At 39.9% G+C, this 24,515-nt stretch carries 22 protein-coding genes, 1 tRNA gene and 1 pseudogene; 17 read left to right on the top strand and 7 right to left on the bottom strand.

Annotation, left to right across the window (positions count from 1 at the left end; genetic code table 11):
- Positions 1-70: 70 nt before the first annotated feature.
- Positions 71-1,729 carry a L,D-transpeptidase family protein gene (locus AC1DYB_RS27120; RefSeq protein WP_477439643.1) on the bottom strand — a complete coding sequence of 553 codons (1,659 nt, stop codon included), beginning with the start codon at positions 1,727-1,729 and terminating at the stop codon, positions 71-73.
- A 416-nt stretch (positions 1,730-2,145) separates the two neighbouring features.
- Between AC1DYB_RS27120 and AC1DYB_RS27115 the strand changes: the two genes are divergently transcribed.
- The 4 genes from AC1DYB_RS27115 to AC1DYB_RS27100 all read left to right on the top strand — a co-directional run bounded on the left by AC1DYB_RS27115 (position 2,146) and on the right by AC1DYB_RS27100 (position 6,693).
- Positions 2,146-2,787, top strand: a complete 642-nt coding sequence (locus tag AC1DYB_RS27115; RefSeq protein WP_477439641.1) for a redoxin domain-containing protein — start codon at positions 2,146-2,148, stop codon at positions 2,785-2,787.
- A 22-nt stretch (positions 2,788-2,809) separates the two neighbouring features.
- On the top strand, positions 2,810-3,427 hold the full coding sequence (locus AC1DYB_RS27110; protein ID WP_477439639.1) for a beta-class carbonic anhydrase: 618 nt from the start codon (positions 2,810-2,812) through the stop codon (positions 3,425-3,427).
- A gap of 65 nt (positions 3,428-3,492) precedes the next feature.
- Positions 3,493-4,935: a phytoene desaturase family protein gene (locus AC1DYB_RS27105; RefSeq protein WP_477439637.1), complete on the top strand. Its 1,443-nt coding sequence runs from the start codon at positions 3,493-3,495 to the stop codon at positions 4,933-4,935.
- Positions 4,936-5,130: 195 nt separating this feature from the next.
- Positions 5,131-6,693, top strand: a complete 1,563-nt coding sequence (locus AC1DYB_RS27100) for an ADP-ribosylglycohydrolase family protein (protein ID WP_477439635.1) — start codon at positions 5,131-5,133, stop codon at positions 6,691-6,693.
- Positions 6,694-6,781: 88 nt separating this feature from the next.
- Here AC1DYB_RS27100 and AC1DYB_RS27095 read toward each other — a convergent pair whose 3' ends face one another.
- The 4 genes from AC1DYB_RS27095 to AC1DYB_RS27080 form a co-directional block, all read right to left on the bottom strand.
- Positions 6,782-8,332, bottom strand: coding sequence for an alpha-N-arabinofuranosidase (locus AC1DYB_RS27095; RefSeq protein WP_477439633.1), 1,551 nt, complete (start codon positions 8,330-8,332; stop codon positions 6,782-6,784).
- A gap of 112 nt (positions 8,333-8,444) precedes the next feature.
- Positions 8,445-9,041, bottom strand: a complete 597-nt coding sequence (locus tag AC1DYB_RS27090) for a TlpA family protein disulfide reductase (RefSeq protein WP_477439631.1) — start codon at positions 9,039-9,041, stop codon at positions 8,445-8,447.
- 100 nt (positions 9,042-9,141) lie between these two features.
- Positions 9,142-9,552, bottom strand: coding sequence for a DUF6691 family protein (locus AC1DYB_RS27085; protein ID WP_477439629.1), 411 nt, complete (start codon positions 9,550-9,552; stop codon positions 9,142-9,144).
- 1 nt (position 9,553) lies between these two features.
- Complete coding sequence (locus AC1DYB_RS27080) at positions 9,554-10,114, bottom strand: YeeE/YedE family protein (RefSeq protein ID WP_477396945.1); 561 nt, start codon at positions 10,112-10,114, stop codon at positions 9,554-9,556.
- Positions 10,115-10,281: 167 nt separating this feature from the next.
- Between AC1DYB_RS27080 and AC1DYB_RS27075 the strand changes: the two genes are divergently transcribed.
- The 9 genes from AC1DYB_RS27075 to AC1DYB_RS27035 all read left to right on the top strand — a co-directional run bounded on the left by AC1DYB_RS27075 (position 10,282) and on the right by AC1DYB_RS27035 (position 19,607).
- Positions 10,282-10,833: a hypothetical protein gene (locus tag AC1DYB_RS27075; protein ID WP_295716940.1), complete on the top strand. Its 552-nt coding sequence runs from the start codon at positions 10,282-10,284 to the stop codon at positions 10,831-10,833.
- 246 nt (positions 10,834-11,079) lie between these two features.
- On the top strand, positions 11,080-12,012 hold the full coding sequence (locus AC1DYB_RS27070; protein WP_477439627.1) for a hypothetical protein: 933 nt from the start codon (positions 11,080-11,082) through the stop codon (positions 12,010-12,012).
- 25 nt (positions 12,013-12,037) lie between these two features.
- Entirely contained in the window at positions 12,038-13,591 is a 1,554-nt protein-coding gene (locus AC1DYB_RS27065) for a vanadium-dependent haloperoxidase (RefSeq protein WP_477439625.1), read from the top strand.
- 25 nt (positions 13,592-13,616) lie between these two features.
- A complete protein-coding gene (locus AC1DYB_RS27060) occupies positions 13,617-14,435 on the top strand; it encodes a hypothetical protein (protein WP_477439623.1) in 819 nt (272 codons plus the stop codon).
- An 87-nt stretch (positions 14,436-14,522) separates the two neighbouring features.
- Positions 14,523-15,629, top strand: coding sequence for a hypothetical protein (locus AC1DYB_RS27055; RefSeq protein WP_477439621.1), 1,107 nt, complete (start codon positions 14,523-14,525; stop codon positions 15,627-15,629).
- Between the two features lie 99 nt (positions 15,630-15,728).
- Positions 15,729-16,193: a RidA family protein gene (locus AC1DYB_RS27050; protein ID WP_295716929.1), complete on the top strand. Its 465-nt coding sequence runs from the start codon at positions 15,729-15,731 to the stop codon at positions 16,191-16,193.
- A 2-nt stretch (positions 16,194-16,195) separates the two neighbouring features.
- Positions 16,196-17,314: a D-TA family PLP-dependent enzyme gene (locus AC1DYB_RS27045; RefSeq protein ID WP_477439619.1), complete on the top strand. Its 1,119-nt coding sequence runs from the start codon at positions 16,196-16,198 to the stop codon at positions 17,312-17,314.
- A 9-nt stretch (positions 17,315-17,323) separates the two neighbouring features.
- On the top strand, positions 17,324-18,394 hold the full coding sequence (locus AC1DYB_RS27040; protein ID WP_477439617.1) for a dipeptidase: 1,071 nt from the start codon (positions 17,324-17,326) through the stop codon (positions 18,392-18,394).
- Positions 18,395-18,653: 259 nt separating this feature from the next.
- Positions 18,654-19,607: a bifunctional helix-turn-helix transcriptional regulator/GNAT family N-acetyltransferase gene (locus AC1DYB_RS27035; RefSeq protein WP_477439615.1), complete on the top strand. Its 954-nt coding sequence runs from the start codon at positions 18,654-18,656 to the stop codon at positions 19,605-19,607.
- A gap of 67 nt (positions 19,608-19,674) precedes the next feature.
- Here the strand turns inward: AC1DYB_RS27035 and AC1DYB_RS27030 are convergent, their stop codons facing one another.
- Positions 19,675-20,304: an HAD family hydrolase gene (locus AC1DYB_RS27030; RefSeq protein WP_477396930.1), complete on the bottom strand. Its 630-nt coding sequence runs from the start codon at positions 20,302-20,304 to the stop codon at positions 19,675-19,677.
- A 65-nt stretch (positions 20,305-20,369) separates the two neighbouring features.
- Here AC1DYB_RS27030 and AC1DYB_RS27025 point away from each other — a divergent pair.
- The 3 genes from AC1DYB_RS27025 to AC1DYB_RS27015 all read left to right on the top strand — a co-directional run bounded on the left by AC1DYB_RS27025 (position 20,370) and on the right by AC1DYB_RS27015 (position 22,531).
- Positions 20,370-20,443, top strand: a tRNA-Ile gene (locus tag AC1DYB_RS27025).
- 295 nt (positions 20,444-20,738) lie between these two features.
- Positions 20,739-21,998 (top strand): site-specific integrase, encoded by a 1,260-nt coding sequence (locus tag AC1DYB_RS27020; RefSeq protein ID WP_477439613.1) that lies wholly within the window; start codon positions 20,739-20,741, stop codon positions 21,996-21,998.
- 11 nt (positions 21,999-22,009) lie between these two features.
- Entirely contained in the window at positions 22,010-22,531 is a 522-nt protein-coding gene (locus AC1DYB_RS27015; RefSeq protein ID WP_477439611.1) for an ORF6N domain-containing protein, read from the top strand.
- Positions 22,532-22,858: 327 nt separating this feature from the next.
- On the opposite strand, the gene AC1DYB_RS27010 is transcribed toward AC1DYB_RS27015, so the two are convergent.
- On the bottom strand, positions 22,859-23,644 hold the full coding sequence (locus AC1DYB_RS27010) for an ISAon1 family transposase (protein ID WP_477439609.1): 786 nt from the start codon (positions 23,642-23,644) through the stop codon (positions 22,859-22,861).
- 402 nt (positions 23,645-24,046) lie between these two features.
- On the opposite strand from AC1DYB_RS27010, the pseudogene AC1DYB_RS27005 reads away from it, so the two are divergent.
- Positions 24,047-24,515: pseudogene (locus tag AC1DYB_RS27005) on the top strand (beta-galactosidase); the annotation flags it as partial.

Raw genomic sequence — 24,515 nt, 5'->3', positions numbered from 1 at the left:
AAAAAACAGGAAAAGCCATGCCGAAACAAATCGGCATGGCTTTTCTTATTAGTGCCAGGATGACTTATTCTTAATACTTCCCACTCCCCGAAATAATCATAGAAGCCAATTGTTCATCCCTGTTGTAAATATCCTTACGGAAATTAAGTTTATTGCTCCTATCGGTAAATGCCGTAAAATAAGCTATAAATACCGGTACTTTTTGTTTTAGGGTTATTTGCTTTTCTATACCCGAGTTCATGGCCTTACTGATATTTTCACTGGTCCAGGTAGTGTCGTTTTTCAATAAAAAAGATGCGAGTTTTGCAGGTTCACCTACGCGGATACAACCATGACTAAAAGCCCGGGATGATTCACCAAATAATGATTTGGAGGGGGTATCATGCAAATAAATACTATAACTATTGGGGAACAGGAATTTTACCAGGCCCAATGAATTTGCTGGTCCGGGTTTTTGTTTAATCACAGGCAGGCCATTTAACTGCCCGGTAATGATCATATTATGTTCATTTATATAATTAGGGTTTTTACGCATAGCCGGTAATACCTCGTTGCGGATAATGCTCTCGGGAAGGTTCCAGTACGGGCTGAATACAACATACTGCATTTGGCCGTAAAAAATAACGGTTTGATGAACTTTTTGGCCAACTACTACTTTGCAGCTCCAAAGTAAACTATCAGCATGGTACACATGTAATTTAAATTCGGGAATGTTTACGGCCAGGTAATCGGTATTTAAGCTCACCGGTAGCCAGCGGCAGCGTTCCATGTTAACAATAATCTGGCGGATGCGGGTTTTCAGAGAAACATTCATTTCGGCGATAGTTCCGGGGCCCGGCAAGCCATCATCAGTTAATCCATGCCGCGATTGGAACCGCTTAATGGCTTCTTGTATTTCATCGTCAAATACATTACTTAGCGTATCGCCTTTAAAATCCTCCAGTTTATAAAGGCGGGTTTTAATTTGAGGGATAACTGAAGAGGTGTCACCGGGTTTTAAACCCTTAGCCGAAGGTATAGCAGGCCATTTTTCTTTGGCATCTAAAGCACTGTATTTGCCAAGAAAGGATTTCAATAAGTCATATTGCCTGTAAACGGGTTCGGATAGGGCATTGCCACCTTTATCAGGTTGTTTTAACAAGGTATCAAGATAATTATCATAGGATACTTTTTTGCGGGGCAGGTACCAGTTTACAGCTTTACTTGTGGCATCGCTCATTCCCTGGAACACCAGTTTTGAAAAAACAAAGTATTGGGCGGTTAGCATTAGTTCTGAAGAAATATTGGGTTTCGCACTTTGATCTTTGGGATGAGCCTCAAATACCAATGAATCTAATGATTTTGGATAGGGGGTAGCTTTATAGATACCTTCACTTTGCAGGTTTGTCAGCCTGTCTGATAAGTTGCCAGCCTGCTCAATCAGCTGTCCGTTCGCATACCAGGCATATGCAAACTTGCGCTTGCTGTAAAACACATGTATGTCATGGGCATAAGACCCAAACGCTGGATATTTTTTAAGGAATTTAATGATCTCTGTACTATCAAAAACAGCTTTGGTCTGATCACTGAAGTTACCCGGAATCGTCTTATTCCATTCTTTAACCATTTTCTTTTTTATAGTGTCGGCCTTTGTTTGTTCATACTGCTTAATAATCTGCTTGCAACTAAATGTATTGAAAATGAATAGGATAAGATATATTGGATAATAATTATGAGCTTTCTTTAGCATCGTTTTTTTATTTGTAAGATAGGGAACTAAAAAATAATAAAATATTTATATAAATGTATACTAAGTTTATAGACATTGTAGTATATTTGTCTCATTAACTCAAAGTCATGCCAAATAAAGTGCAAAAATACAGTACAAATAGTTTTTTAAGATATAATGATCTTAAAGCCATGTGCTGTATGTGTTGTTGCTGAATTCTCCTCCTGCAAAACCCCTCACCATTTAAAAAGTTTACTGACCTCGTTATTTAATATATTATTTTATGAATACTTATCTGTTTACTCAAATTAATACACCGATAGATTGTGTATTACATTACAGCCAGGTAATTTATGGGTTATGCCGTTGTTGAACGTGATATATTGATCACGAAACCCCAACAAAAAATAATTTATATACCCATTATTTCATTACAAATGTTAACTACTAATAATAAGTACCCATTTTTTGATCTTTCGGAAATTGTTCCTGATAATGATATTCCGTTTAAACCATATCAGTCTTTAAAACCGGTAAAAGCAGGTAACTACATCCCCGATCTGAAATTTCTTAATGATTACAGTCGTTGGCAGTCGTTTTTTAACGGCGCGCAAACTCACGGACCTATTTCATTAAGGCAGTTGTTAAATAAGCCATTGGTAATTGCCTTTTATTCGCGCCACTGGGGGCAGCAAGGTTTTGAACTGTTAAAAAAACTGAATAATATTCAACAGGAAATAAAGGCCAACGGTGGCAATTTGTTGATCATTAGCGATGAACGTAATGATGAACTGGGGAAAAAAGCCTGGGAAAACAGCTTAACCCTGAATTTTTATCACGACGAAGAAAAAAACATTGCCCAAATATTCAGGATCTATTCAGATAATGATCCCGTTTGGAACAGGTTCTCTGGCATTGATGTTAATGTACCCTTACTGGCTACTTATATTATTGATAACAATAAACAGGTTATTTATAATCATATCGACCAGGATTTTTTGGGAACATTTTCTGGCGAAGAAATTATTTCTTCGGTTTATGAATCCTCATTAATAGCTAACAGCAGAAGATCTGCCTGATATTTATTAAAAAACTAAAACTATGTCAATCACGATAGATGAACTTCAAAAAGTGAAGACCAAAGTACATCAACAGGTGCTTTTGGCTAATAGTGAATATGTAAAACACTTTGGCGATAAAGGTGAGCTTACCATACCACCTAAGCGTCAGTTTGCTATTTTAACCTGTATGGATGCCAGGCTTGATCCGGCAAAATACGCGGGTCTTGCCGAAGGCGATGCGCATGTTATCCGCAATGCCGGGGGCCGCGCGAGTGACGATGCTATTCGCTCGCTGGTTATTTCGCATAAATTATTGGGTACTAAAGAGTGGTTTGTAATTCACCATACCGACTGTGGTATGGGCTTATTTACCGATGATATCATCCGTAATCTGTTATCTACAAGTTTAGCTACGGCAACTATTGATGAAAATGGCTGGCGTAATACAGATGAAAGCGGCGGCTCTGATGAGGCAAATCATGTGGCGTTCCTTACTTTTAAAAATCTGGAAGCCAGTGTCGTCGAAGATGTTGAACGCATCCGGAATCATCCTTTGGTTGCGGGTAATATCCCGATTTATGGTTACGTGTACGATGTAAGATCGGGCAAACTGATCGAGGTGCCTGAAGCCAGCCATGCCGGGGAGGTTTTAAATTAAACTATATCAACACAGAACTGTTAATTTGGATACCTTAGAGGCACAAAAACCTCTGTACATTATAGATGAACCTTGAAAAGCGCGATTACGATGCGATAATAGTAGGATCTGGGCCAAATGGTTTGGCCGCGGCGATTTTATTGCAGCAAAACGGATTATCGGTATTATTACTTGAAGGTAAAAATGAAATAGGAGGGGGCCTTCGTACCGCAGAGCTTACCTTGCCTGGCTTTAAACATGATATTTGCTCAGCTATTCATCCGCTTTCACTAGGGTCGCCGTTTTTTGAAACATTGCCGCTTGCGCAGTATGGGCTTGAATATATTCTCCCCAAAATAGCAGCCGCTCATCCCTTTGACGATGGAACGGCTGCTGTTTTGTTAAAATCGGTTAGTGAAACAGCAAAGCTGCTTGGGAGCGATGAGCAAGCATATCTGAATCTTATGAGTCCGGTGGTTAAAAACTGGCCTTTAATTGCCGCCGATGTACTGGGGCCGCTTCATTTTCCAAAACATCCTTTATTAATGGCCCAGTTTGGTTTGCCCGCGCTTACCCCGGCAACCTTGTTATCAAAAGTATTTAAAACCAAAGAGGGCAAAGGTTTATTCGGTGGAATGGCAGCCCATGCTATTCAGCCGCTCAGTAACATAGCTACGTCGGCAATTGCACTTGTATTGATGGCCCAGGGGCATTTAAAGGGCTGGCCTATACCCAAAGGGGGCTCTCAGCAAATTGCCAATGCCCTGGCATCGTATTTTATTAGCATTGGCGGAAAGATCGAAACTAATTTCTACGTTCGGTCATTAAATCAATTGCCATCTGCCCATGCAATACTTTTTGATATTACACCGAGGCAGCTACTGAAAATAGCTGGTCATAAATTTTCATCTCTGTATAAATGGCAACTGGAACGTTATCGTTACGGCGCCGGTGTATTTAAGGTTGATTGGGCGCTGGATGCCCCAATTCCATTTAAAGCAGAAAGCGTAAAACAAGCCGGAACAGTACATATTGGTAATACATTTAACGAAATGGCCGATGGCGAACAGTTGATATGGCAGGGAGGTCATCCCGATAAGCCCTACGTACTGTTGGCTCAACAAAGCATATTTGATAAATCCCGAGCTCCCGAAGGAAAACATACAGCCTGGGCTTATTGTCATGTACCAAACGGATCAGATAAAGATATGACCAGCATTATTGAACGGCAGGTGGAACGGTTTGCACCTGGTTTCAGGGATACCATTTTAGCAAAGCATACATTCAATACCGCGCAGTTAGAGCAATATAATCCCAACTATATTGGTGGTGACATTAACGGCGGTGTAATAGATATTGGTCAGCTATTCACCAGGCCTGTGCTGCGTGCCTCTCCTTATAAAACATCTGCTAAAGGGCTTTATATTTGCTCATCATCAACTCCTCCCGGTGGTGGTGTACATGGCATGTGTGGGTATCATGCCGGTAAAAAAGCGTTGAGCGATATTTTCGGTATTAAAGTAAAATAGCCTTGTCCGTTTTTATTCTTTACATTTCTAATTGTAGTTGCCCTGATTAGTGAAAAAAATCAATAGTTTTATCACTGGGGAGCAAGCCTGTGTCAATATATTTATTGGTTATCAAATAAATAAAATCGCCTTGTTTTTTGTTCTCGCTTTGCTCAGTTCCAATCAAAACCAAATTCTATTAAAACCTGTAACGTGATGAAAAGATATCTGCCTGGCCTTTTGCTTGCATTTCTTGTGGCTACTACCGTAAGAGGGCAATCACCAACAATTTCGATAACTAAGGAAAAGCTAAAAAATAAAATAATGGGTGGATGGGCCGGGCAAACCATTGGGGTTACTTTCGGCGGGCCATATGAATTTAGGTACAATGGAACTTTTATTGGAGATTATCAGCCATTAAAGTGGAATGCGGGATATTTAAAGCAAAACATGGTCAATAACCCTGGCTTATATGATGATCTTTATATGGATTTGACGTTTGTTGATGTGTTTGAAAAACATGGGTTGGATGCGCCGGTTGATTCATTTGCAAACGCTTTCGCGCATGCCGGTTATGATCTTTGGCACGCTAATCAGAGTGGGCGTTACAATATTTTGCATGGTATTAAGGCCCAGATGAGCGGCGAATGGAAAAACAACCCGCATGCCGATTGTATTGACTATCAGATAGAAGCAGATTTTGCTGGTTTGATGAGCCCGGGAATGCCAAATACTGCCTCGGCAATAAGTGATAAGGTGGGCCATATTATGAATTACGGCGATGGTTGGTACGGTGGGGTATTTATTGGGGCGATGTATACCCTTGCATTTACATCATCTGATATTAACTATATAGTAAACCAGGCATTAATAACCATACCCAGGCAAAGTGAATTTTATCAATGCATTAGTGATGTAGTAAAATGGCATAAATTATATCCGGCCGACTGGAAACAAACCTGGTTGGAAGTACAAAAGAAATATGCCAATGATATTGGCTGTCCGGATGGTGTGTTTGCTCCGTTTGATATAGATTCAAAAGTAAATTCTGCTTATGTTGTAATGGGTTTATTATATGGCGGAAAAGATTTTACCAAAACCCTTGAAATTGCAACCCGCTGCGGGCAGGATGCTGATTGCAACCCATCCTCTGCAGGAGGCATTTTAGGTACTATATTGGGATATGATAAAATCCCGGATTACTGGAAAATGGGGTTAAAGGATATTGAAGATATTAAATTTAAATACACCACCATGAGCCTTAACGATGTTTATAGGATAGGCTTTAACCAGGCGTTGAAAAATATCCAAAAAAATGGAGGCAATATTAATGGTGAAATAATTAACGTGAAATTACAGCATCCGAAGCCAGTAAAATTCGAGAAAAGTTTTGCAGGAATTTATCCTGTTGGAAAGATTGCCGTTAAATGGTCGGAAAGCAAGGATATGCTAAGTTTTGAATTTGAGGGGACAGGGTTTGTGCTTAAAGGTGAAACAACCGGGTATAATGATCGCAGTAACTTTGTTTTCCATACTGGGCTTTATATAGATGGACAATTAATTGAATCGCCGGATCTGCCTGTAAATTTCACTATCCGAAGAAATGAATTATGTTGGAAATACGATCTTGTTAAAGGAAAACATGTAGTTCAGTTAAAGATTCAAAATCCATCCAGTGAGTATATGAACAGGCTTAATCCGGGGGAGGCAATTATTTATTCGGATAAGCCGATAAATGGTATGACAGTAAATATGCAGGAAGTAAGAGGATCAAAGTGATCTTTTAAATAATCGTTGCTTCGGGCTTTGGCTTAGCATATATTAAACTGATTGTCAGTTTAATATATGCTAAGTAACCCTTTAAGTATTAATTCAACTCCAGCGTTACTACCGATTTTGCAGGTAATGTTACAACCAGTTTGTCACCATCTTTTTTAGCGCCGGTAAAGCCTGCCAGGTGCAGTTTATTTGGCTCACTAAATGTGTTGATATCAGTGATATTAGCCGAAGTTAATACCTGGCCACTAACTGTATTCCATTTCACATCTTTCATGTCTGTGGTAATAGTTATCGCGTTATGGATATCCAGGTTAACCAACGAGATATGCACTTTGCCGGCAGCATCCTGGGAAGCTGAAGCATTTACTGCCTCTATCTTTTTACCATCCACCTCATAATTAGGTACGTTTAGTTTAATTGGAAGGTATTTGGCATCCTGGTGAACCTTGTACATATCAAAAATATGGTAAGTTGGGGTTAGCACCATTTTTTCCTTATCAGTTAAAATAAGGGATTGCAGCACGTTAACGGTTTGTGCTAAAGCAGCCATTCTAACACGATCGCTGTGGTTATTAAATATATTAAGTGTTGTGCCGGCAATCAGCGCGTCACGAAGGCTGTTTTGCTGATATAAAAAGCCAGGGTTGGTGCCCGGTTCAGGGTCGGTCCAAACTCCCCATTCGTCAACTACCAAAGCTACTTTCTTTTCAGGGTCATACTTATCCATAATTGCCGAGTGTTTGGTAACCAGTTCTTCCATTTTAAGGCAGTTAACCATGGTGCCAAAGTATTCCTTTTCGCTAAATTGGGTTGCCGATCCTTTTTTACCCCAGTTACCCGTTGGGATAGTATAATAATGCATAGATAAGCCAGACATCATCCAATTGGGTATGTTCTTCATACAAACTTCTGTCCAGTTATAATCATCAGAGTTTGGCCCGCTGGCTATTTTCTTAAGCTTTGCACCCGGATAATCCTTGGCAAATGCGGCGTAGCGTTTAAACAGATCTGCATAATATTCAGGTGTCATATTACCACCGCAACCCCAGCTTTCATTACCAACACCCCAAAGTGTTACTTTATAAGGCGCGGGGTGGCCATTTTTGGCCCGCATTTGTACAACGGTACTGGTACTGTTGGAATTTAAGTATTCTATCCATTTCGACATCTCTTCAACAGTGCCACTGCCCACATTGCCGGCAACATAAGGCTCGCATTTTAATAGATCGCAAAGTTCCAGAAATTCATGTGTGCCGAAGCTGTTATCTTCGGTAACACCGCCCCAGTTGGTATTTACCATACGCGGACGAAGGGCTGTAGGGCCAACGCCGTCGCGCCAGTGATACTCATCAGCAAAGCAGCCACCAGGCCAGCGCAGGTTAGGGATTTTAATCTTTTTTAAGGCCTCAACCACATCCAGACGGATACGGTTCTGCTTTTTAACAGGCAGGGTTTTATCAACCCAAAAACCACCATAAATACCATGGCCCAAATGCTCGGCAAATTGCCCGTAAATGTGCTTGCTAATGGTTGTTTTTGAATCATTACTGATACTGAGGGTGCCGGTTTGGCTGTATCCGGCTGTCGAAATTAAACACAGCGCGGCAATGCCAAGTGAGGAGAGCAAATTTCTTTTCATTGAAAACAGGTTTATACCGTAAAGAAAAGAAAAATTATTAATAAGTGTGAAAATAACAATAAAAAAAATTAGATAAAAGATTTTCAAATCAAGATGCACTCTTAATGTTTAGCTAAAAATTTTTATTCGCTTCTTTGTTCAAAAAAGTTTTAAAACTATCACTGCTGTAATTACTTGCTCCGGAATGGTTATATTTTAAAACTCCAGTCTTATCAAATACCAGAGTGGTAGGTATGGTGCCATCTAACAAAGTATCGGGCAGTTGATTTAGTGTTGTATATACAGGCAAGTTGTAGTTGTGTTTACGCAGGAAGGCTGTGGCTTTGGCGGGATCATTATCTACATCAACCATGATGAAAACTATTTTAGGATTGTTTTTAAATTTTTCATGCAATTTGTTAATGGATGGCATTTCGGCAAGGCAGGGAGGGCACCAGGTTGCCCAGTAATTTACAAATACTACTTTATGTTTTAAATCGGATAAAGCTATTATATGGCCGCTTGTATCTCTGTAGCGATAATTGGGTAAAGTGGCGATAACTTTATGGTGACGTAAATACCCTTCAGGATCTGGCTGAAAAAAGCCAATGGACATTAATCCACGTATAAAAAAGCTTTTAGCCGTGGGATTTACCAAAGTAACTAAAGCCAACACCATAAGTACAGTAAATATGATGTTTGATTTAGAGAAATGTTTGCTTTTTATCATGCGCGATAGTTTTTGGTATAAAAGAGGGGGGATTCAATAAACAAACCTGATGTATTGCTTTGAACCATAATTAATGAATTGCTTTTCTTGCTTAGCAAATTTAATGAGGCAATTTATCCCTAAGCAGACCATATACCCATGTACCTGCAATGGCGCTAAGCAGGGTTACAGCAGTAACTAAAAAGCCACTTCCAATTTGCGCAAATAAAGGACCCGGGCAGGCGCCTGTAATGGCCCAACCCAAGCCAAATATTAAACCGCCATACACATTACCCCAGTTGAATTTTTTTGGTTGAATGACAACCTCTTCACCGGATAGGGTTTTAATACCGAATCGTTTGATGATTAAAATAGATAACATGCCAACAACAATGGCGCTGCCAATGATACCGTACATATGAAAAGACTGCAACCTAAACATTTCCTGGATTCTGAACCAGGAAATTACCTGCGATTTTACAAGCACTATCCCAAAAAGTAAACCAATGAACAGGTACTTTATATTTTTCATGTTAAAGCTGTATAAGGTAAGGTAAAATAAACCAGGTCATTACAAAGCCGCCTATCATAAAGCAGCATGTTGCTATCATAGATGGCCATTGCAGGTTTGATATCCCCATAATAGCATGGCCAGAAGTACACCCACTTGCATATCTGGTACCAAAGCCTACCATAAAGCCACCTACAACTATAAAAATAAAACCACGTAAAGTGAGCAGCTGCCTAAAGCTAAAAATATCCCCGGGTAATAAACCGCTAAAATCCTGCACACCTTGTTGTTTAAGAAGTGCTATAGTTTTTGGGTTAATATCAACCACCTGGTTGCCGGATAAGTATTGAGCGGCAATTAATCCACCTAAAATAATACCTGCTGCAAAAAACAAGTTCCAGCTTTCTTTTTTCCAATCGTATTTAAAAAAGGAGATGTTGGATGGCAGGCAGGCTGCGCAAATATGCCTTAGTGAAGATGATATGCCGAATGCTTTATTACCCATAAGCAAAAGCGCCGGAACTACAAGGCCTATAAGGGGGCCGGCGATATACCAGGGCCATGGTTGTGTTAATAGACTCATATTATTTAAATGACTGCTGTAGCATATATATTTATTGTATGTGCAAATATACTTTTCAACCCATGTGTATAACGTGAGTTTCTATAATTTTACTTTTTATTTGCTTTAATAGCGTTGTAACAATATATTTACCATTAATTATAAAACATAATAACACATTCTGAGAGGTGAAAAGGATTATTGCGATACTATTATTAAATGTACATCTGTTCAATTTGGGCGGGTACAATTTAGTATTTCAATATTTCATTCATCAGTCTGAAGTGCAGATAGTAAAAGAGATCTACGAAAATAAGATAGACGCTACCAAGCTTGTCGAGATCAAGATTCCTGTACATTTGCCAGGGATACACAAATGGAAAGACTACATTCGCATAAATGGGCAGCTGCAATTAAAAGGTGTTTATTATAACTATTTAAGGTATAAAATGGCGCCCGATACAATGTCATTCATTTGTATTGCTAATAGCGTTAAAACCAGGCTCGTATCTGCCAACCTGGTCATAGCCAAAGAAATAAATGACGTGCCATTGAGTAAAAAAGGGCATGATTCTTCCCTGAAAAAAGTAAATTTAGGTAACGACTATAGTTTTACGGTAATTAATTACCAGTTTTCTTCATTTTCCATACTGCTGAAGACTAATAGCAGCCCTATAATCTACCACCTTAATTCTCCCTACATCGAGTCTCCCGGCAAACCGCCTAACTTTACCTGCTAATTATAGCCTATAGTTTATGATGTTGAATTGTTCTTTATCAAAAGCGCAGTTTGATTTAATTATTGACCGATACTCATTGTTGCGCCATCATTTGCAATATGAGGTGTTGGCCCATTACTTAATTATTACTATATGCTTCTCAATTTTAATGCTGAGCAAATATTTGATAGCCTTATTGAATGCTATTAATAATTTTCTTTCGACCTGTTTATTAATTTACTTATTTCCCTTACTTACTTAAATCGAATGAAACATTCATTGCTGTATTTTTACAGATGCTGTATTGTTGTGGCATGTTGCCTTACTTTTTCAGATTATGCGCAGGCGCAGACAGATGCTGATGCCCTAATGATACCTAAAAACTATGTTTGTGCCGCTGGCGTTTATACGCACAGTCAGTGGGACCACTATTGGGAAGGTACTTTTAAACGTGATGCCCCAAACCTGGGTACCGTAAGTTCAAATTCATATATGCTGGGCTTTGTTTATGGTCTTACAAACAAAATCAACGTATCAATTGCACTTCCTTATGTAACCACAAATGCAAGTGCCGGCACACTGAGAGGTGAGCGCAATTTACAGGATGTAAGCGCATATGTAAAATGGCTGGCTGTTAAACAGGAGATAGGCAAAGGATTACTTAGTTTTCACGCTATACTATCCGGATCAATACCGGCAACTAATTATGAGGCCGATTTTTTGCCTTTGTCTATTGGTTTGCATAGCAAGAATATTGCTTTACGCGGTTTATTCAATTACCAGGTTAATCAGTTCTTTGTAGCCGGCGCGGCACAATACATTCGCAGGGGCAATATCAATATCGATAGGAACTCTTATTATACTACCGAGATGCATTATACCAATGAAGTGAAAATGCCTGATGTTTCTAATTTTTTAGTAAGCGCTGGTTTTAGGAGCTTGCAATTTAACGCGGAGGCTGTACTTACAAAGGTTACAACGTTAGGTGGTTTTGACATCAGGAAAAATGACATGCCTTTTCCAAGTAATAAGATGAACTCCACACTTGCCGGTGTTATATTAAAATATAGTTTTCAAAAGATAGCCGGATTGGAGTTGACCGCTGGTGGCAACTACGTATTAAAAGGCAGAAATGTGGGCCAGGCAAGAACCATTTATGGTGGTGTTTATTACGTATTCAACACCAGGAAAGCTAAATAATTTCATAATACTTAATAATAATCTGATGAAAAGATCTTTACTTCATATAATTCCAACAGTTTTTTTAGGTGTAGCCATTTTTAGCTCATCGTGTAAAAAAGATATAGTTGACCGTACAGCATTGTACCCTGCATTAACACCTGCAAAGCTCGACCTTGATGCAGATACCTGGAAACCGGTATTAGTTAAGGACTTTAGCGTTCTTACTATATCTGCGCCTGATGCAGTGACATCACCCGCTTACCTTGCCGATATTAACGAGATTAAGGCGATGCAAAGGAATTTAACTGATGACCAGAAAGCCTCTATAAAATATTGGAGCGCAGGTGCCGTATTAAGGTGGAATGAGATTATGCGCCAACTGGTGGCTAAGCATAACGTTGCGCCGTATCAAAATATTGATGGTACTTACCCGGCGCCAAGCTCGGCCAATCCGTTTAATTATCCGGAGTTTCCATTCTCGAATCCTCCATATGCCGCACGTGCTTATGCCTATGTGAGTGCTGCTCAATATGATGCCTTAGTAGCGGCCTGGCATTTAAAAAATACTTATAAACGTACTGCACCATACAAAAACGATGCAACTGTACGTGCCCTGGTGCCTGTTTCTGATTTGCCATCGTATCCAAGTGAAGATGCTGTTGTTGCCGGTACTACAGTTGAGATGATGAAGCTTTTATTCCCAACAGAGTTAGCCTTCATTAATGAGAAAGCTCAGGAAGAAAAATTATATCGTATAATGGCAGGCGCCAACACCCGTGGCGAAATTACAGCCGGAGAATCATTAGGTAAGCAAGTTGCTGCCTTATTTGCAGCCCGTGCCCGTGGTGATCGTGCCGGTAAGGCTATTGGTGATGCTACAGTATGGGCAAAACTTCAAACAACAGCATTTGAAAAAGGGAAGTTCTGGGAGAGCTTGGAAACGCCTAAACGGCCGCCGATGTTACCTTTGTTTTCAAAAGTTCTTCCGTTTTTGTTTGATACTTTAACAGTGGTTGCTCTTCGCCCCGCTGCGCCTTATTTATCCAATTCGGTTGAGTATAAGAAAGAAGTTGATGAGGTATTATCAATGAGCAAAAACCATAGCCGCCAACATGAAGAGCAGGTTGCTTTTTGGGCCGATGGTATTGGAACTTACACCCCGGCAGGTCATTGGGATGCAATAGCGGCAGATGAGTTTGTAAAACAAAATTATAGCGAAGTACGCTGGGCCCGTAATTTTGCATTATTAAATATGGCCGAAATGGATGCTGCAATTGTTTGCTGGGATACCAAATATTTTTACTTTAATCAACGCCCATCACAAGTTGATCCTTTGGTAAAAACCCTGACAGGCGTACCCAATTTTCCAGCTTATACGTCAGGCCACTCAAACTTTAGCGGTGCAGCTGCAACCGTGCTTACCTATTTATTACCTGATAGGGGAAGTAAGTTTACTGATCTGGCGAATGATGCTGCTATGTCAAGGTTGTACGGTGGTATCCACTTCCGCAGTGATTGTGAAGTTGGCTTGGTAACCGGTAACAAGGTAGGGCAATATGCAGTTAACAGGGGGAAAACAGACGGAGCCGGACTGTAATAAGTACTATCAAGTAAGCTAGAAAATGCAACGTTTAACCACCGATCAAAAAATATATTATACACTACGCTTTGCCTGTGCCATGTGTTTTATTGGGCATGGTGCATTTGGTATCATAACCAAACAAATATGGTGTAATTACTTTGCGGTAGTAGGCATTGGTCATGATATGTCATATACGCTGATGCCATATGTAGGGGTAATTGATATACTGTTAGGCTTATCTCTTTTGGTTTATCCCTTGCGTGTTGTAGCAGGGTGGCTGATAATATGGGGATTTATAACAGCATCAATGCGCCCTTTATCGGGCGAGCCATTTGCCGAATTAATTGAACGTGCAGGTAATTTTGGTGCTCCGTTTGTGCTGCTGCTATTGCAGGGAGGCTTTAAAATGCCTTTGAAGAAATGGTTTACCCGTATGGATGATCATGTAAATTTGGATGCATCTACCTTAAAAGCAGTAATTAATTGCTTAAGAGTATTCGCTTTCCTGCTACTGCTTGGCCATGGTTGGCTAAATCTTATCCAGAAAGCCGGGCTTATCAATCAATATCATTCTTTAGGGTTTAATGATCCCGGTAAAACGGCATATATAGTAGGCCTATTTGAAATTGTGGCTGCCATCTCGGTGCTCATTCGTCCTTTTGCTAATATACTTTTGGTATTAATTGCCTGGAAAATAACGAGCGAACTTTTTTATCCTAAATATGAAATATTTGAATGGATAGAACGTGGCGGCAGTTACGGTGTATTATTATCATTGTGGTTGGCAGTTAAAAAAGCACCTTCGGGCTTCATTGCGTGGCCTTTTAAAAATACATCTAATTTAAACATCATTAATTAACATAAAATCCTGTATCAAGTCAGGTCGAAACTGGGTCAAAATGACCGGTTTTATCATTCTATCATTTATAAACACCTAAAAAAAACTATGAAATTTATTCTAAAATCTATCTGTGGTATCGCTTTTCTTATCCTTTTTAATTACATCAATGTACAGGCCCAAGGTTGTGTAGCAATCAGAAGCACAGGTGGCTTATGTACCATGGATGAACACCCGGATAGTTCTAATACAGGCAATGGAAGCTGGTTGTTCAATAGCAACAGCAGATATTTCAAATCATACAAACACTTTGTTGGTACCCAGGAACAAAAGCAACGTATTGCTTTAGGTACAAACGTGATTAACCATTCATATACTCAGGATTTAACGCTTACCCGTATTTTTGACAACCGTTGGTCATTTGCGGTTGATGTGCCTATTGTTGATAACAGTCGGTCATCTTTATATGAGCATGGTAATAAAGAGCGTTTAAGCACACATTCTTTTGGCTTAGGCGATATCCGTTTAACAGCTTATGCCTGGCTATTGAACCCGGCAAAGGCCCGCAAGGGAAACATACAGGTAGGCTTGGGCTTAAAACTGCCAACCGGTAATTATAACTACCAGGATTATTTTTACCACACTGGTGCAAACGATACCAAAACGCTTGGTCCGGTTGATCAGTCTATACAATTGGGAGATGGTGGTACTGGTATAACTACCGAAATTAATGCCTATTATAACTTCACCCATAAGTTTGGAGTATATGGTGGTTTCTATTACCTTATTAGCCCGAGAGAACAAAATGGTGTTTCATCGGCACGTGGCGGTACTCCAAGTGCTAAAGCTGTTGCCAATGGCAGTGATATCATGAGCGTACCAGACCAGGTAATGTTGAGAGTTGGTGCGAGCTATGGTGTAGGTAAATTTGATTTTTCTGCCGGTGTACGTTACGAATGTTTGCCAGTAAAGGATCTTGTAGGTGGTAGCAATGGCTTCAGAAGGCCAGGTTACATTATATCTGCAGAGCCAGGTGTTACTTATCGCTTAAAATCGCTTTCAATTTATGCTTTTGTACCGGTTGCTTTAAAACGTGATCGTACTCAAAGTGTTCCGGATAAAATTTCAACACAACTAACGGGAACATATACACAGGGCGATGCGGCATTTGCTGATTACGCTATCAATATTGGAGTTACATACAGATTTAAATAGAGATTGGTTTTATGATTTAAGGAGAGGCCGGGAGTGAGATCCCCGGCTTTTTTGCTTTTTATGGTACCGTATTTATTAAAAAAACAATAGTTTTACGCTATGAACACTCCCGAAGAAAACTTTGCGGCATTGGGTTTAAACCTGCCGCCGGCGCCAAAACCACTTGGTGTTTACAAGCCTTGTTTAGTTGATGGTAAATACCTTTATCTATCTGGACACGGAACGGTACAGGATGATGGTACCCTTATTATTGGCAGAATTGGTGATACCATTAATATGGAAGATGGTAAGTTGGCTGCGCGCCAGGTTGGGTTGGCTATGCTGGCTACTATAAAAGCTAATATCGGAAGTTTTGATAAGGTTAAAAGGGTGATAAAAGTATTGGGTATGGTTAACTGTACATCCGATTTTGAAAAACACCCCTTCATCATCAACGGAGCAAGTGAACTTTTTGCTAAAATTTGGGGCGAAGAAAACGGTATTGGTGTACGCAGCGCAGTAGGTATGGGATCATTACCCGATAATATTCCGGTTGAGATAGAGGCCCTGTTTGAATTAGTGTAGTCATGGCTGATCAACAAGATTGGTTCAAAATAGAAGATATAGACAAGCTGGATACACCGGCCCTTGTAGTATATCCGGCCCGGGTACAGGCCAATATCGATCTGCTTAAAACAATGATAGACGATGTTAAGCGTTTGCGCCCGCATGTAAAAACCTTTAAAAACAAAGAGGTTATCCAATTATTGCTAAAGGCCGGAATCAAAAAGTTTAAATGCGCTACCATTGCCGAGGCCGAATTATTAGCAATGTGCGGTGCTCCGGATGTATTGCTTGCTTACCAACCGGTAGGACCTAAACTTTATAGGTTCATTAAATTGATCAACACTTATCCGCAAACTGAATTTTCCTGCCTGGTTGATAGTGTTATAGCTGCCAATGAAATTTCTGAGGTAGCTAAACAATATAACCTTACTATCGATGTTTACCTGGATTTGAATGTTGGGATGAACCGTACAGGGATTGCCGCCGGGTTAGAAGCCCTGCAATTATATATAGATTGCAGTGTTTTGCCAGGAGTAAATCCGATTGGTTTGCATGCTTATGACGGTCATATTCATGATGTTGATATCAATGAAAGAAAAAAACGTTGTGATGCGGCGTTTGAACCGGTTTTAAAACTGCAGCGGGACATTAAAACTAAGGGTTATCCGGAACCTACTATTGTTGCCGGTGGTTCGCCTACATTTACCATTCATTCCAAAAGGGATTTTGTAGAATGCAGCCCCGGGACTTTTGTATATTGGGATAGAGGATACGAAATAGGGATACCCGAACAGCCATTTTTGCCAGCAGTGCTAATTGCTACAAGAGTAGTTTCCCTGCCGGATGAAACTAAGCTTTGTTTGGATGTAGGGCATAAGTCCGTATCTGCCGAGAACGAATTAAGAAAACGCATATACTTTTTAAACGCCCCGGAATTGGTACCAACCGGCCAAAGTGAAGAGCATTTGGTAGTTGATGCCGGTAAAGACCATCACTATAAAATAGGGGATGTGCTTTATGGTATTCCGCATCATGTTTGCCCAACAGTGGCTTTATATGAGCGTGTTTATACAATTGAAAATAAAATACTTACGGGTGAGTGGCTAAACTCAGCCCGCGACCGTAAGATTACCATCTGATAAAAAAATATGTTTGTAGTTGATGCTCATTTAGATCTCAGCATGAATGCGCTGGAGTGGAACCGTGACCTTACCCAGCCACTTGCCGAACTTAACCGGCGTGAAGAAGGCCTGACCGATAAACCCGATAGAGCCAAAGCCGTGATTACCTTGCCGGAGTTGCGTAAGGGGAATATTGGTTTGGTAGTAGCCACACAAATAGGACGTTATGTTGCACCGGGTAATCCACTGCCCGGTTGGCACTCGCCAGAGCAAGCCTGGGCACAAACACAAGGACAGGTAGCATGGTACAAAGCCATGGAAGATGCTGGCGAAATGGTACAGGTGAATGATCTTGCATCGTTAGAAAAACATTTATCGTATTGGAATGATGGCCAATCCACAGAAAATAAAGCTATCGGTTATATCCTGAGCTTAGAAGGGGCGGATTCCATTATTACCGTTCAACACCTGGAGCGGGCCTATAATTATGGTTTGCGTGCTGTTGGGCCGGCTCATTATGGCCCCGGCAGGTATGCGCAAGGCACCGATGCTACTGGCTATATGGGGCCGAAAGGGCACGAGCTTTTAAAAGAGATGGAGCGCTTGAATATTATTTTGGATGCTACTCATTTATGCGATGATAGTTTTTGGGAGGCCTTGGATCATTTTAACGGCCACGTATGGGCGAGTCATAACAATTGTCGTGCATTGGTAAACCATAACCGCCAGTACAGCGATGAAATGATAAAGGCCCTGATTGATCGCGGAGCGGTAATCGGTGCGGCCCTTGATGCCTGGATGATGGTGCCGGGATGGGTGAGGGGAGTATCTACACCAAAAGGAATGAACTGTAACTTGGAGGTTATGATTGATCATATCGACCATATATGCCAGATAGCCGGTAACGCCTTGCATGTAGGTATGGGCACCGATCTTGACGGCGCTTTCGGTCGCGAACAGTGTCCTTACGACCTGGAAACCATCGCCGATCTGCAAAAGGTACCTGGTCTATTAAAAAAGCGAGGTTATACCGATCTGGATATCGAGAACATGATGCATGGTAACTGGTTGAGGTTTTTGAGGAAAGCCTGGGCATAGGATTTTTAAAATCTCTTTAAAATAAGTTAATGTATTGTAAATCAATGCTGATATTGCGTGGGCGGTATTTTACATTGTACTATATGTTGATCATCAATGTATATGGTTCTCTAAACCCTTAATTGTTCTATAAAAGAGGTTTATATGCAACTTTCTCCCTCTTAAGATCATTGTTTTTTTGTCATTTTATACCGATTGCCTTTGGATAAATCTTATTTCTGATATATTTGCGTAATCGGTTACGTAATTAGATTTATATATGGAATTTTTTAACAGAACCGGCAAGATGGCCATTGGAAGCCGTTTAAGAATGCTTACCGAGAAAATTACCGAAGATGCCGCAAGTATTTATAAAATGTATGATATAGATATGCAACCTAAGTGGTTTCCTGTTTTTTATGTTTTATCGGCGGGAGAAGCAAAAACCATTACAAATATTTCAAAGGAAATTGGGCATTCGCATCCTTCTGTAAGCAAAATCATCAGGGAAATGGTTAAGCAAGGGTTGGTTACCGAACAAAAGGATAAAAAAGATGGAAGATTGAATATGGTTAGCCTGTCTGCCAAAGGGAACACCATTAGTGAAAAAATTAAAGATCAATATATCGATATCAACCGGGCAATTGAACAACTCACGACACAAACCCGTAACGATCTTTGGAAGGCAATAGAAGAGTGGGAGTTTTTGTTAGATCAGCAATCGTTGCTTACCAGGGTTCGTGAGCAAAAGAAAGAACGGGAAAGCCTTAATGTAAAGATCATCGCTTATGATCCGCAATATAAGCAGGTATTTAGGGATTTAAATGAAGAATGGATCTCCAGATGGTTCAAGATGGAGGAAGCCGACTACAGGGCATTAGATGACCCACAAGGCTATATATTAGATAAAGGCGGCTGTATATTGGTTGCTTTGTACAATGATGTACCTGTAGGCGTATGCGCCTTAATTAAAATGAATGATCCGGACTATGAATACGAAATGGGAAAAATGGCGGTATCGCCTTTAGCACAGGGGAAAAATATTGGTTTCTTATTAGGTAAAGGTATCATTGAAAAAGCCAGATTATTGGGTGCAAAAAAAATCTACCTTGAAAGCAATACTATACTAAAACCAGCAATTAGCCTGTACCACAAACTGGGTTTTAATAAAGTTGCAAGCCGTAATTCGCCATACGAACGGAGTAATATTCAAATGGAATTATTAATTAAATAATAATTCCATTTGAATAGGGCCCAGGAAAAAAACAAGATAAAATATTTTAGATGGACTCAAATTTCATTTATAACTGCGCTCTTTTAAAAAACTGTTGTATAGTATCAGGTTTAGTCATCAAAAAGGTTTGTATCCCCAATTTTTCGGCACCAGCCAAATGCTGAGGACTATCATCTATAAACAAAGTTTCAGCAGGTTCGAGATTATTTTCATTAAGCACCAATTCAAATATCCTTGACTCGGGCTTACGTTTACCTGTTAGGTGAGAGTAATAAGTTTTCTCGAATAGGTGATCATTACCATCAAAATCAAAATCAGTTTTCAGGTAGTTCATAATATGATCGTAATGGATGGCATTGATATTACTAAGGAGGAAAGTACGGTACCTGCCTTTTAAATTTAGCAACAATTCATGGTTTCCTGGCTCAATTCCGAGCAACATACTGTTCCACGCCGCGTTTATTTGCTCATCTGTGAGCTTTGGATTACCCGATTTTAGCCGAATATAGTCTCTAAACTCCTCCGCAGAGACCTCTCCTCTATCAAATTTATCAAAAATTTGATCTTGCTGTTTATGGCCAAAAAAATCAGCTGCATTATTGATACCCAACTGGTTCCACGCCTGTTGAGCCTTCAGGAAATCGATGTTGAAGATGACGTTACCGTAGTCGAAGATGATATTTTTAATATTTTGCATAAAATGACTTTGTAATTTGACTGCAAATATGTAAAATTGCACCCGTTAAATAAATATAAATAACCGCGCCTATAGCTCAGTTGGTTAGAGTAGAAGACTCATAATCTTTTGGTCCCTGGTTCGAGCCCAGGTGGGCGCACAAACCTCTCTTTTCAGAGAGTTAAAAACCCTCTAAATAGCTTATTTAGAGGGTTTTCTGATTAATTACCCCTTCAACAACCCCAAAGAAAGCCAAACTTCTGAACACCTAACTGACTACCTGAGATTAGTTTTTAACTTAGGTGTTCAAAAGTGATGTAACGAGCTGATATGTAATCTATTATATAGGTTAAAAATATCGAAAAATCAGAAAATCCAAACACCTTTTGAACACCTGAAAAACGAAGCTAAAACAGGATGTAATTAATTAATAATCACTTAAAAAATGTTATTGTATGAAAACATCGCAGTCATTCCGTATTTATTTCACCATCAAGAGTGATAAGGAAAAGGACGGTAAAGCACCGCTGTATGTGGCGGTCACCATCAACAAGGAGAAATGCTTTATCGCGCTAAAGCAAAAAATGGTTGACACAAAAATCTGGGATTTTGGAAAAGGTGCCCTGAAAGGTACGAGGGAGGAAACCAGGGAATTAAACGCATACCTGGATGAGGTGCGTTTAAAACTAGGCAACTGCTATAAAGAACTACAGTTGAAAGGGAAGCTGATCAACTCTACGGCAATTAAAAATTTATTCCTCGGCGAGAAAGAAGAAGTTTATACGTTGAGCCGCCTGGTAAGCTATCATAATGAAACTTCGACCACCGATCTGAAATGGAGTACCCTGAAACATTATTATGTCACCCAGCGGTATTTAGTGAAGTTTTTAGAAGATCATTACAAAACAAGCGATATGTACCTGCGCGAGCTGAACTATAAATTCGTAAAAGATTTTGAGGTTTATCTTCGTAACCATAAACCAAAAGACCACCAAAAGCCTCTTGCCAATAACGGCGTGATGAAACATATTATCAGGTTGAAGAAAATGGTTAACCTGGCATTAAATCTTCAATGGATAGATGTTGATCCGTTTGCTACTTATAAGTTAAAGATATTAAAAGTTAATCGAGAACCGCTTTCAGATAAGGAGTTGGCGGATATGGAAAAAAAGAAACTGCCTGTTGAACGCCTGGATATGGTCAGGGATATGTTTGTATTCTGTTGTTATACCGGGTTATCTTATGTAGATATGATCAATTTGACGCCTGAACACATTATAGCCGGTAACGATGGTGAACGTTGGGTACGAACCTGCCGGGAAAAAACGCTCATTCCTGTTAATGTGCCCCTGCTACCTCAGGCGTTGTCCATTTTGGATAAATACAAAAACAATATTAGGTCTTTATCAGATGGAAGGGTTTTTCCAACTGTTTCAAATCAAAAGGTTAATAGCTATTTAAAAGAGATTGCCGATTTATGTAGTATTACAAAAAACGTAACATTTCATATCGCGAGACACACATTTGCCACTACGGTCACCCTTTCTAATGGTGTACCTATTGAAACTGTGAGTAAAATATTGGGACACACGAAAATCACAACCACCCAGATTTATGCGAAGGTGGTAGAACGGAAATTAAAGGAAGATATGGACGCTTTAAGAAAACGTATAAGCATTCCACCAGGTAAAAATAAAATTAAGGCAATTAAATAAAAGATTACGCTATGAAAAATGATCAAATTGTAAATCAACAGATAGCAGAGCGAATATTTCTAATTCGTGGAGTAAAGGTGATGATTGACCGCGATCTTGCAGAGATGTACGGAACAATACCAATTCGATTAAGGCAACAGGTTAAACGTAATATGGAGCGTTTTCCCGAACATTTCATGTTTCAGTTGAATGAAAAAGAGGTCGAAGACATGGTATCACAAAATGTGATACCATCCAGGCAGCACTTGGGTGGGACACTGCCTTATGCTTTCAGCGAGCATGGAATTTTAATGTTGGCCAATGTAATCAAAAGCCAGCAGGCTATTACAATGAGCATAAAAATTATTGAGGTATTTGTGAAATTTAGAGAGATGCTTACTTCTCAAAAGGATCTTCTTTTAAAATTCGAAAGGCTGGAAAAATTGGTTACACAGCATGATAGTGAAATCCAAAATATATTTAAAGCATTGAAACAGTTGATTCATCAAAAAAATGAACCAAGGGAGCCCATTGGTTATAAATTAAAGGGATAACGTAATCACAACCAAGGTATTGCATTTTTGCAATACCTTGATTAAATATGATAATTCAAATTGCCTATCCAAGAATAATAAAATGCTATTACCTAAAAGATTAAGACGCGTCAGGAGCAAATTAAAATTTGGGTCGCGGATTCGGGTCCCGGTTAAAGGACTATCAAACATTGGAATATCATTAAAATTCGTCCCCGAACTGGACGAAATTCGGGCAAGTTTTTTGACAAAATTACAGCTTTTGGCTCCAATTTAAATTAAGTTATATCCCCCAATATTTCCACTAGCTCCGATACGGATCAAGTGGAAATATTGGGGGATAGCTTTCTAAGCATAGATTTTAGCTAACCGGAATAAAAAGAAAGTAGTATTTCTAACACCTCTGGAAGTAGCCCGGAACGCTTTAAACTTTGCGTTGAAGGGTCCGGCAGCAGCATTGGTGCTTCGGTTGATGAAGAAGTTCAGGATAGAGAGGAAATGATTTTCGATGGACCTTGAAACGGACTTAAATGATTCAATACCCGCAGCCTCCACATCGTTATTCCAGATCGCAAGACGTTTAAATGCCTGCTGTTTACTCCGGCAGATGGCAAATATATTCCCCAGGCGCATGGCCAGTTCATAGGCTTTATAGAGCTCAGGATATCGTGGGAAGAGGATGTCCGCTCTTTCCTTTTGTAACCCTGTCCATTTGGACCTGTGTTTAAAAAGCAGGTATCGGCTTCTTGCTAATAGTTGTTTTAAGGTATCTCCGTTGGAAAATATGTCCGGCTGATACGCTTGCTTATTCTTTTTGGCTTCTTCAATGAGTTTGTTTTCCTCATCCAAAGCTTCCCAGCGGTATTTGATCCGGGCTTCCTGTATCGCATGATAAGCCAGCTTTTGTACATGAAACCGGTCTATGACCCTTTCGGCATTGCTAAAGCACCTCCGGATAGCCTTAATCATATTAGCTGCCATATCCATCGTAACCTCTGTTACCTTGTTACGGGTACGTAAGGGAATCTTTTCCAGTGCGGCAATAATCTGGTCGGCCTTTGTGCCTTTGACCATGGCGTCGATCGCACCTTTTCGTCCCATAACTGCTTTGCTGGTAACAAGTCCTACAATCAAATGGCGAACGTCAGTATTAGATTTCTTTGAATTCAGGAGGTGGCTAATGAGTAAAATGGCGATCCCATAGAGTTATTTATAACAGGTGCTGACAAGAATTTCCTGCATGCTAAAACGAAAATACAGGGAAACTTCGTGATTGTTGATGACAAAAATATTAAAAATCCGGTTGCTGTAAGATTTGGCTTTAGTAAAGCAGCCATTCGAAATTTGTTTAGCAAAGAGAACTTACCCGTAAATACCTTTGGAACAGATTATTGGAATTTATCCCTCCGAATCTTAAGATTGTAGCCTGCTACGTAAGATAGTCCAATTTTTTCGTTGAATTTTTCATTTTTTAATAGCTGATTAACTAACAAATTTGTTGACCAATTATTTTCACTTCACCTCCTATTATTCAATATGAAAAAAGTCATTTATGTTATTCTTTCAGGCATATTTGTTTGCTGTAGTTTTATCTGCGTCGGACAGGTTGTTCAAAATAAGAAAATCGATCTTTCGGGGACCTGGTCATTCGCGATAGATTCCCTGGACCAGGGAGTTAAAGAAAAATGGTTTGTAAACAAATTACCTGAAACTATTCATTTGCCGGGTTCTATGGCTACCAACGGCAAGGGTAACGATGTAACCCTGAATACGCCATGGACCGGTGGTATGTGGAGTATGCAATGGTTTAAAGATTCCAGCTATGCCAAATACCGGCAACCAGGTAACGTGAAGATATCTTTTTGGCTACAGCCCAATAAATATTATGTGGGGCCTGCCTGGTATCAAAAAGAGGTTGATATTCCACCGGCATGGGCAGGACAGCATATAGAATTATTTTTGGAAAGATGCCACTGGGAAACAACCCGCCACTGGGAAACAACCC

This window comes from Mucilaginibacter sp. P2_A4 (genome assembly GCF_056405015.1).
This window is presented reverse-complemented; position numbering and strand designations above follow the sequence as displayed.

Bases quoted from the DNA above. Each gene is read 5' to 3' on its own strand.
- AC1DYB_RS27120 (WP_477439643.1), bottom strand. From the start codon at position 1,729: ATGCTAAAGAAAGCTCATAATTATTATCCAATATATCTTATCCTATTC.
- AC1DYB_RS27115 (WP_477439641.1), top strand. From the start codon at position 2,146: ATGTTAACTACTAATAATAAGTACCCATTTTTTGATCTTTCGGAAATT.
- AC1DYB_RS27110 (WP_477439639.1), top strand. From the start codon at position 2,810: ATGTCAATCACGATAGATGAACTTCAAAAAGTGAAGACCAAAGTACAT.
- AC1DYB_RS27105 (WP_477439637.1), top strand. From the start codon at position 3,493: ATGAACCTTGAAAAGCGCGATTACGATGCGATAATAGTAGGATCTGGG.
- AC1DYB_RS27100 (WP_477439635.1), top strand. From the start codon at position 5,131: ATGAAAAGATATCTGCCTGGCCTTTTGCTTGCATTTCTTGTGGCTACT.
- AC1DYB_RS27095 (WP_477439633.1), bottom strand. From the start codon at position 8,332: ATGAAAAGAAATTTGCTCTCCTCACTTGGCATTGCCGCGCTGTGTTTA.
- AC1DYB_RS27090 (WP_477439631.1), bottom strand. From the start codon at position 9,041: ATGATAAAAAGCAAACATTTCTCTAAATCAAACATCATATTTACTGTA.
- AC1DYB_RS27085 (WP_477439629.1), bottom strand. From the start codon at position 9,552: ATGAAAAATATAAAGTACCTGTTCATTGGTTTACTTTTTGGGATAGTG.
- AC1DYB_RS27080 (WP_477396945.1), bottom strand. From the start codon at position 10,114: ATGAGTCTATTAACACAACCATGGCCCTGGTATATCGCCGGCCCCCTT.
- AC1DYB_RS27070 (WP_477439627.1), top strand. From the start codon at position 11,080: ATGAAACATTCATTGCTGTATTTTTACAGATGCTGTATTGTTGTGGCA.
- AC1DYB_RS27065 (WP_477439625.1), top strand. From the start codon at position 12,038: ATGAAAAGATCTTTACTTCATATAATTCCAACAGTTTTTTTAGGTGTA.
- AC1DYB_RS27060 (WP_477439623.1), top strand. From the start codon at position 13,617: ATGCAACGTTTAACCACCGATCAAAAAATATATTATACACTACGCTTT.
- AC1DYB_RS27055 (WP_477439621.1), top strand. From the start codon at position 14,523: ATGAAATTTATTCTAAAATCTATCTGTGGTATCGCTTTTCTTATCCTT.
- AC1DYB_RS27050 (WP_295716929.1), top strand. From the start codon at position 15,729: ATGAACACTCCCGAAGAAAACTTTGCGGCATTGGGTTTAAACCTGCCG.
- AC1DYB_RS27045 (WP_477439619.1), top strand. From the start codon at position 16,196: ATGGCTGATCAACAAGATTGGTTCAAAATAGAAGATATAGACAAGCTG.
- AC1DYB_RS27040 (WP_477439617.1), top strand. From the start codon at position 17,324: ATGTTTGTAGTTGATGCTCATTTAGATCTCAGCATGAATGCGCTGGAG.
- AC1DYB_RS27035 (WP_477439615.1), top strand. From the start codon at position 18,654: ATGGAATTTTTTAACAGAACCGGCAAGATGGCCATTGGAAGCCGTTTA.
- AC1DYB_RS27030 (WP_477396930.1), bottom strand. From the start codon at position 20,304: ATGCAAAATATTAAAAATATCATCTTCGACTACGGTAACGTCATCTTC.
- AC1DYB_RS27020 (WP_477439613.1), top strand. From the start codon at position 20,739: ATGAAAACATCGCAGTCATTCCGTATTTATTTCACCATCAAGAGTGAT.
- AC1DYB_RS27015 (WP_477439611.1), top strand. From the start codon at position 22,010: ATGAAAAATGATCAAATTGTAAATCAACAGATAGCAGAGCGAATATTT.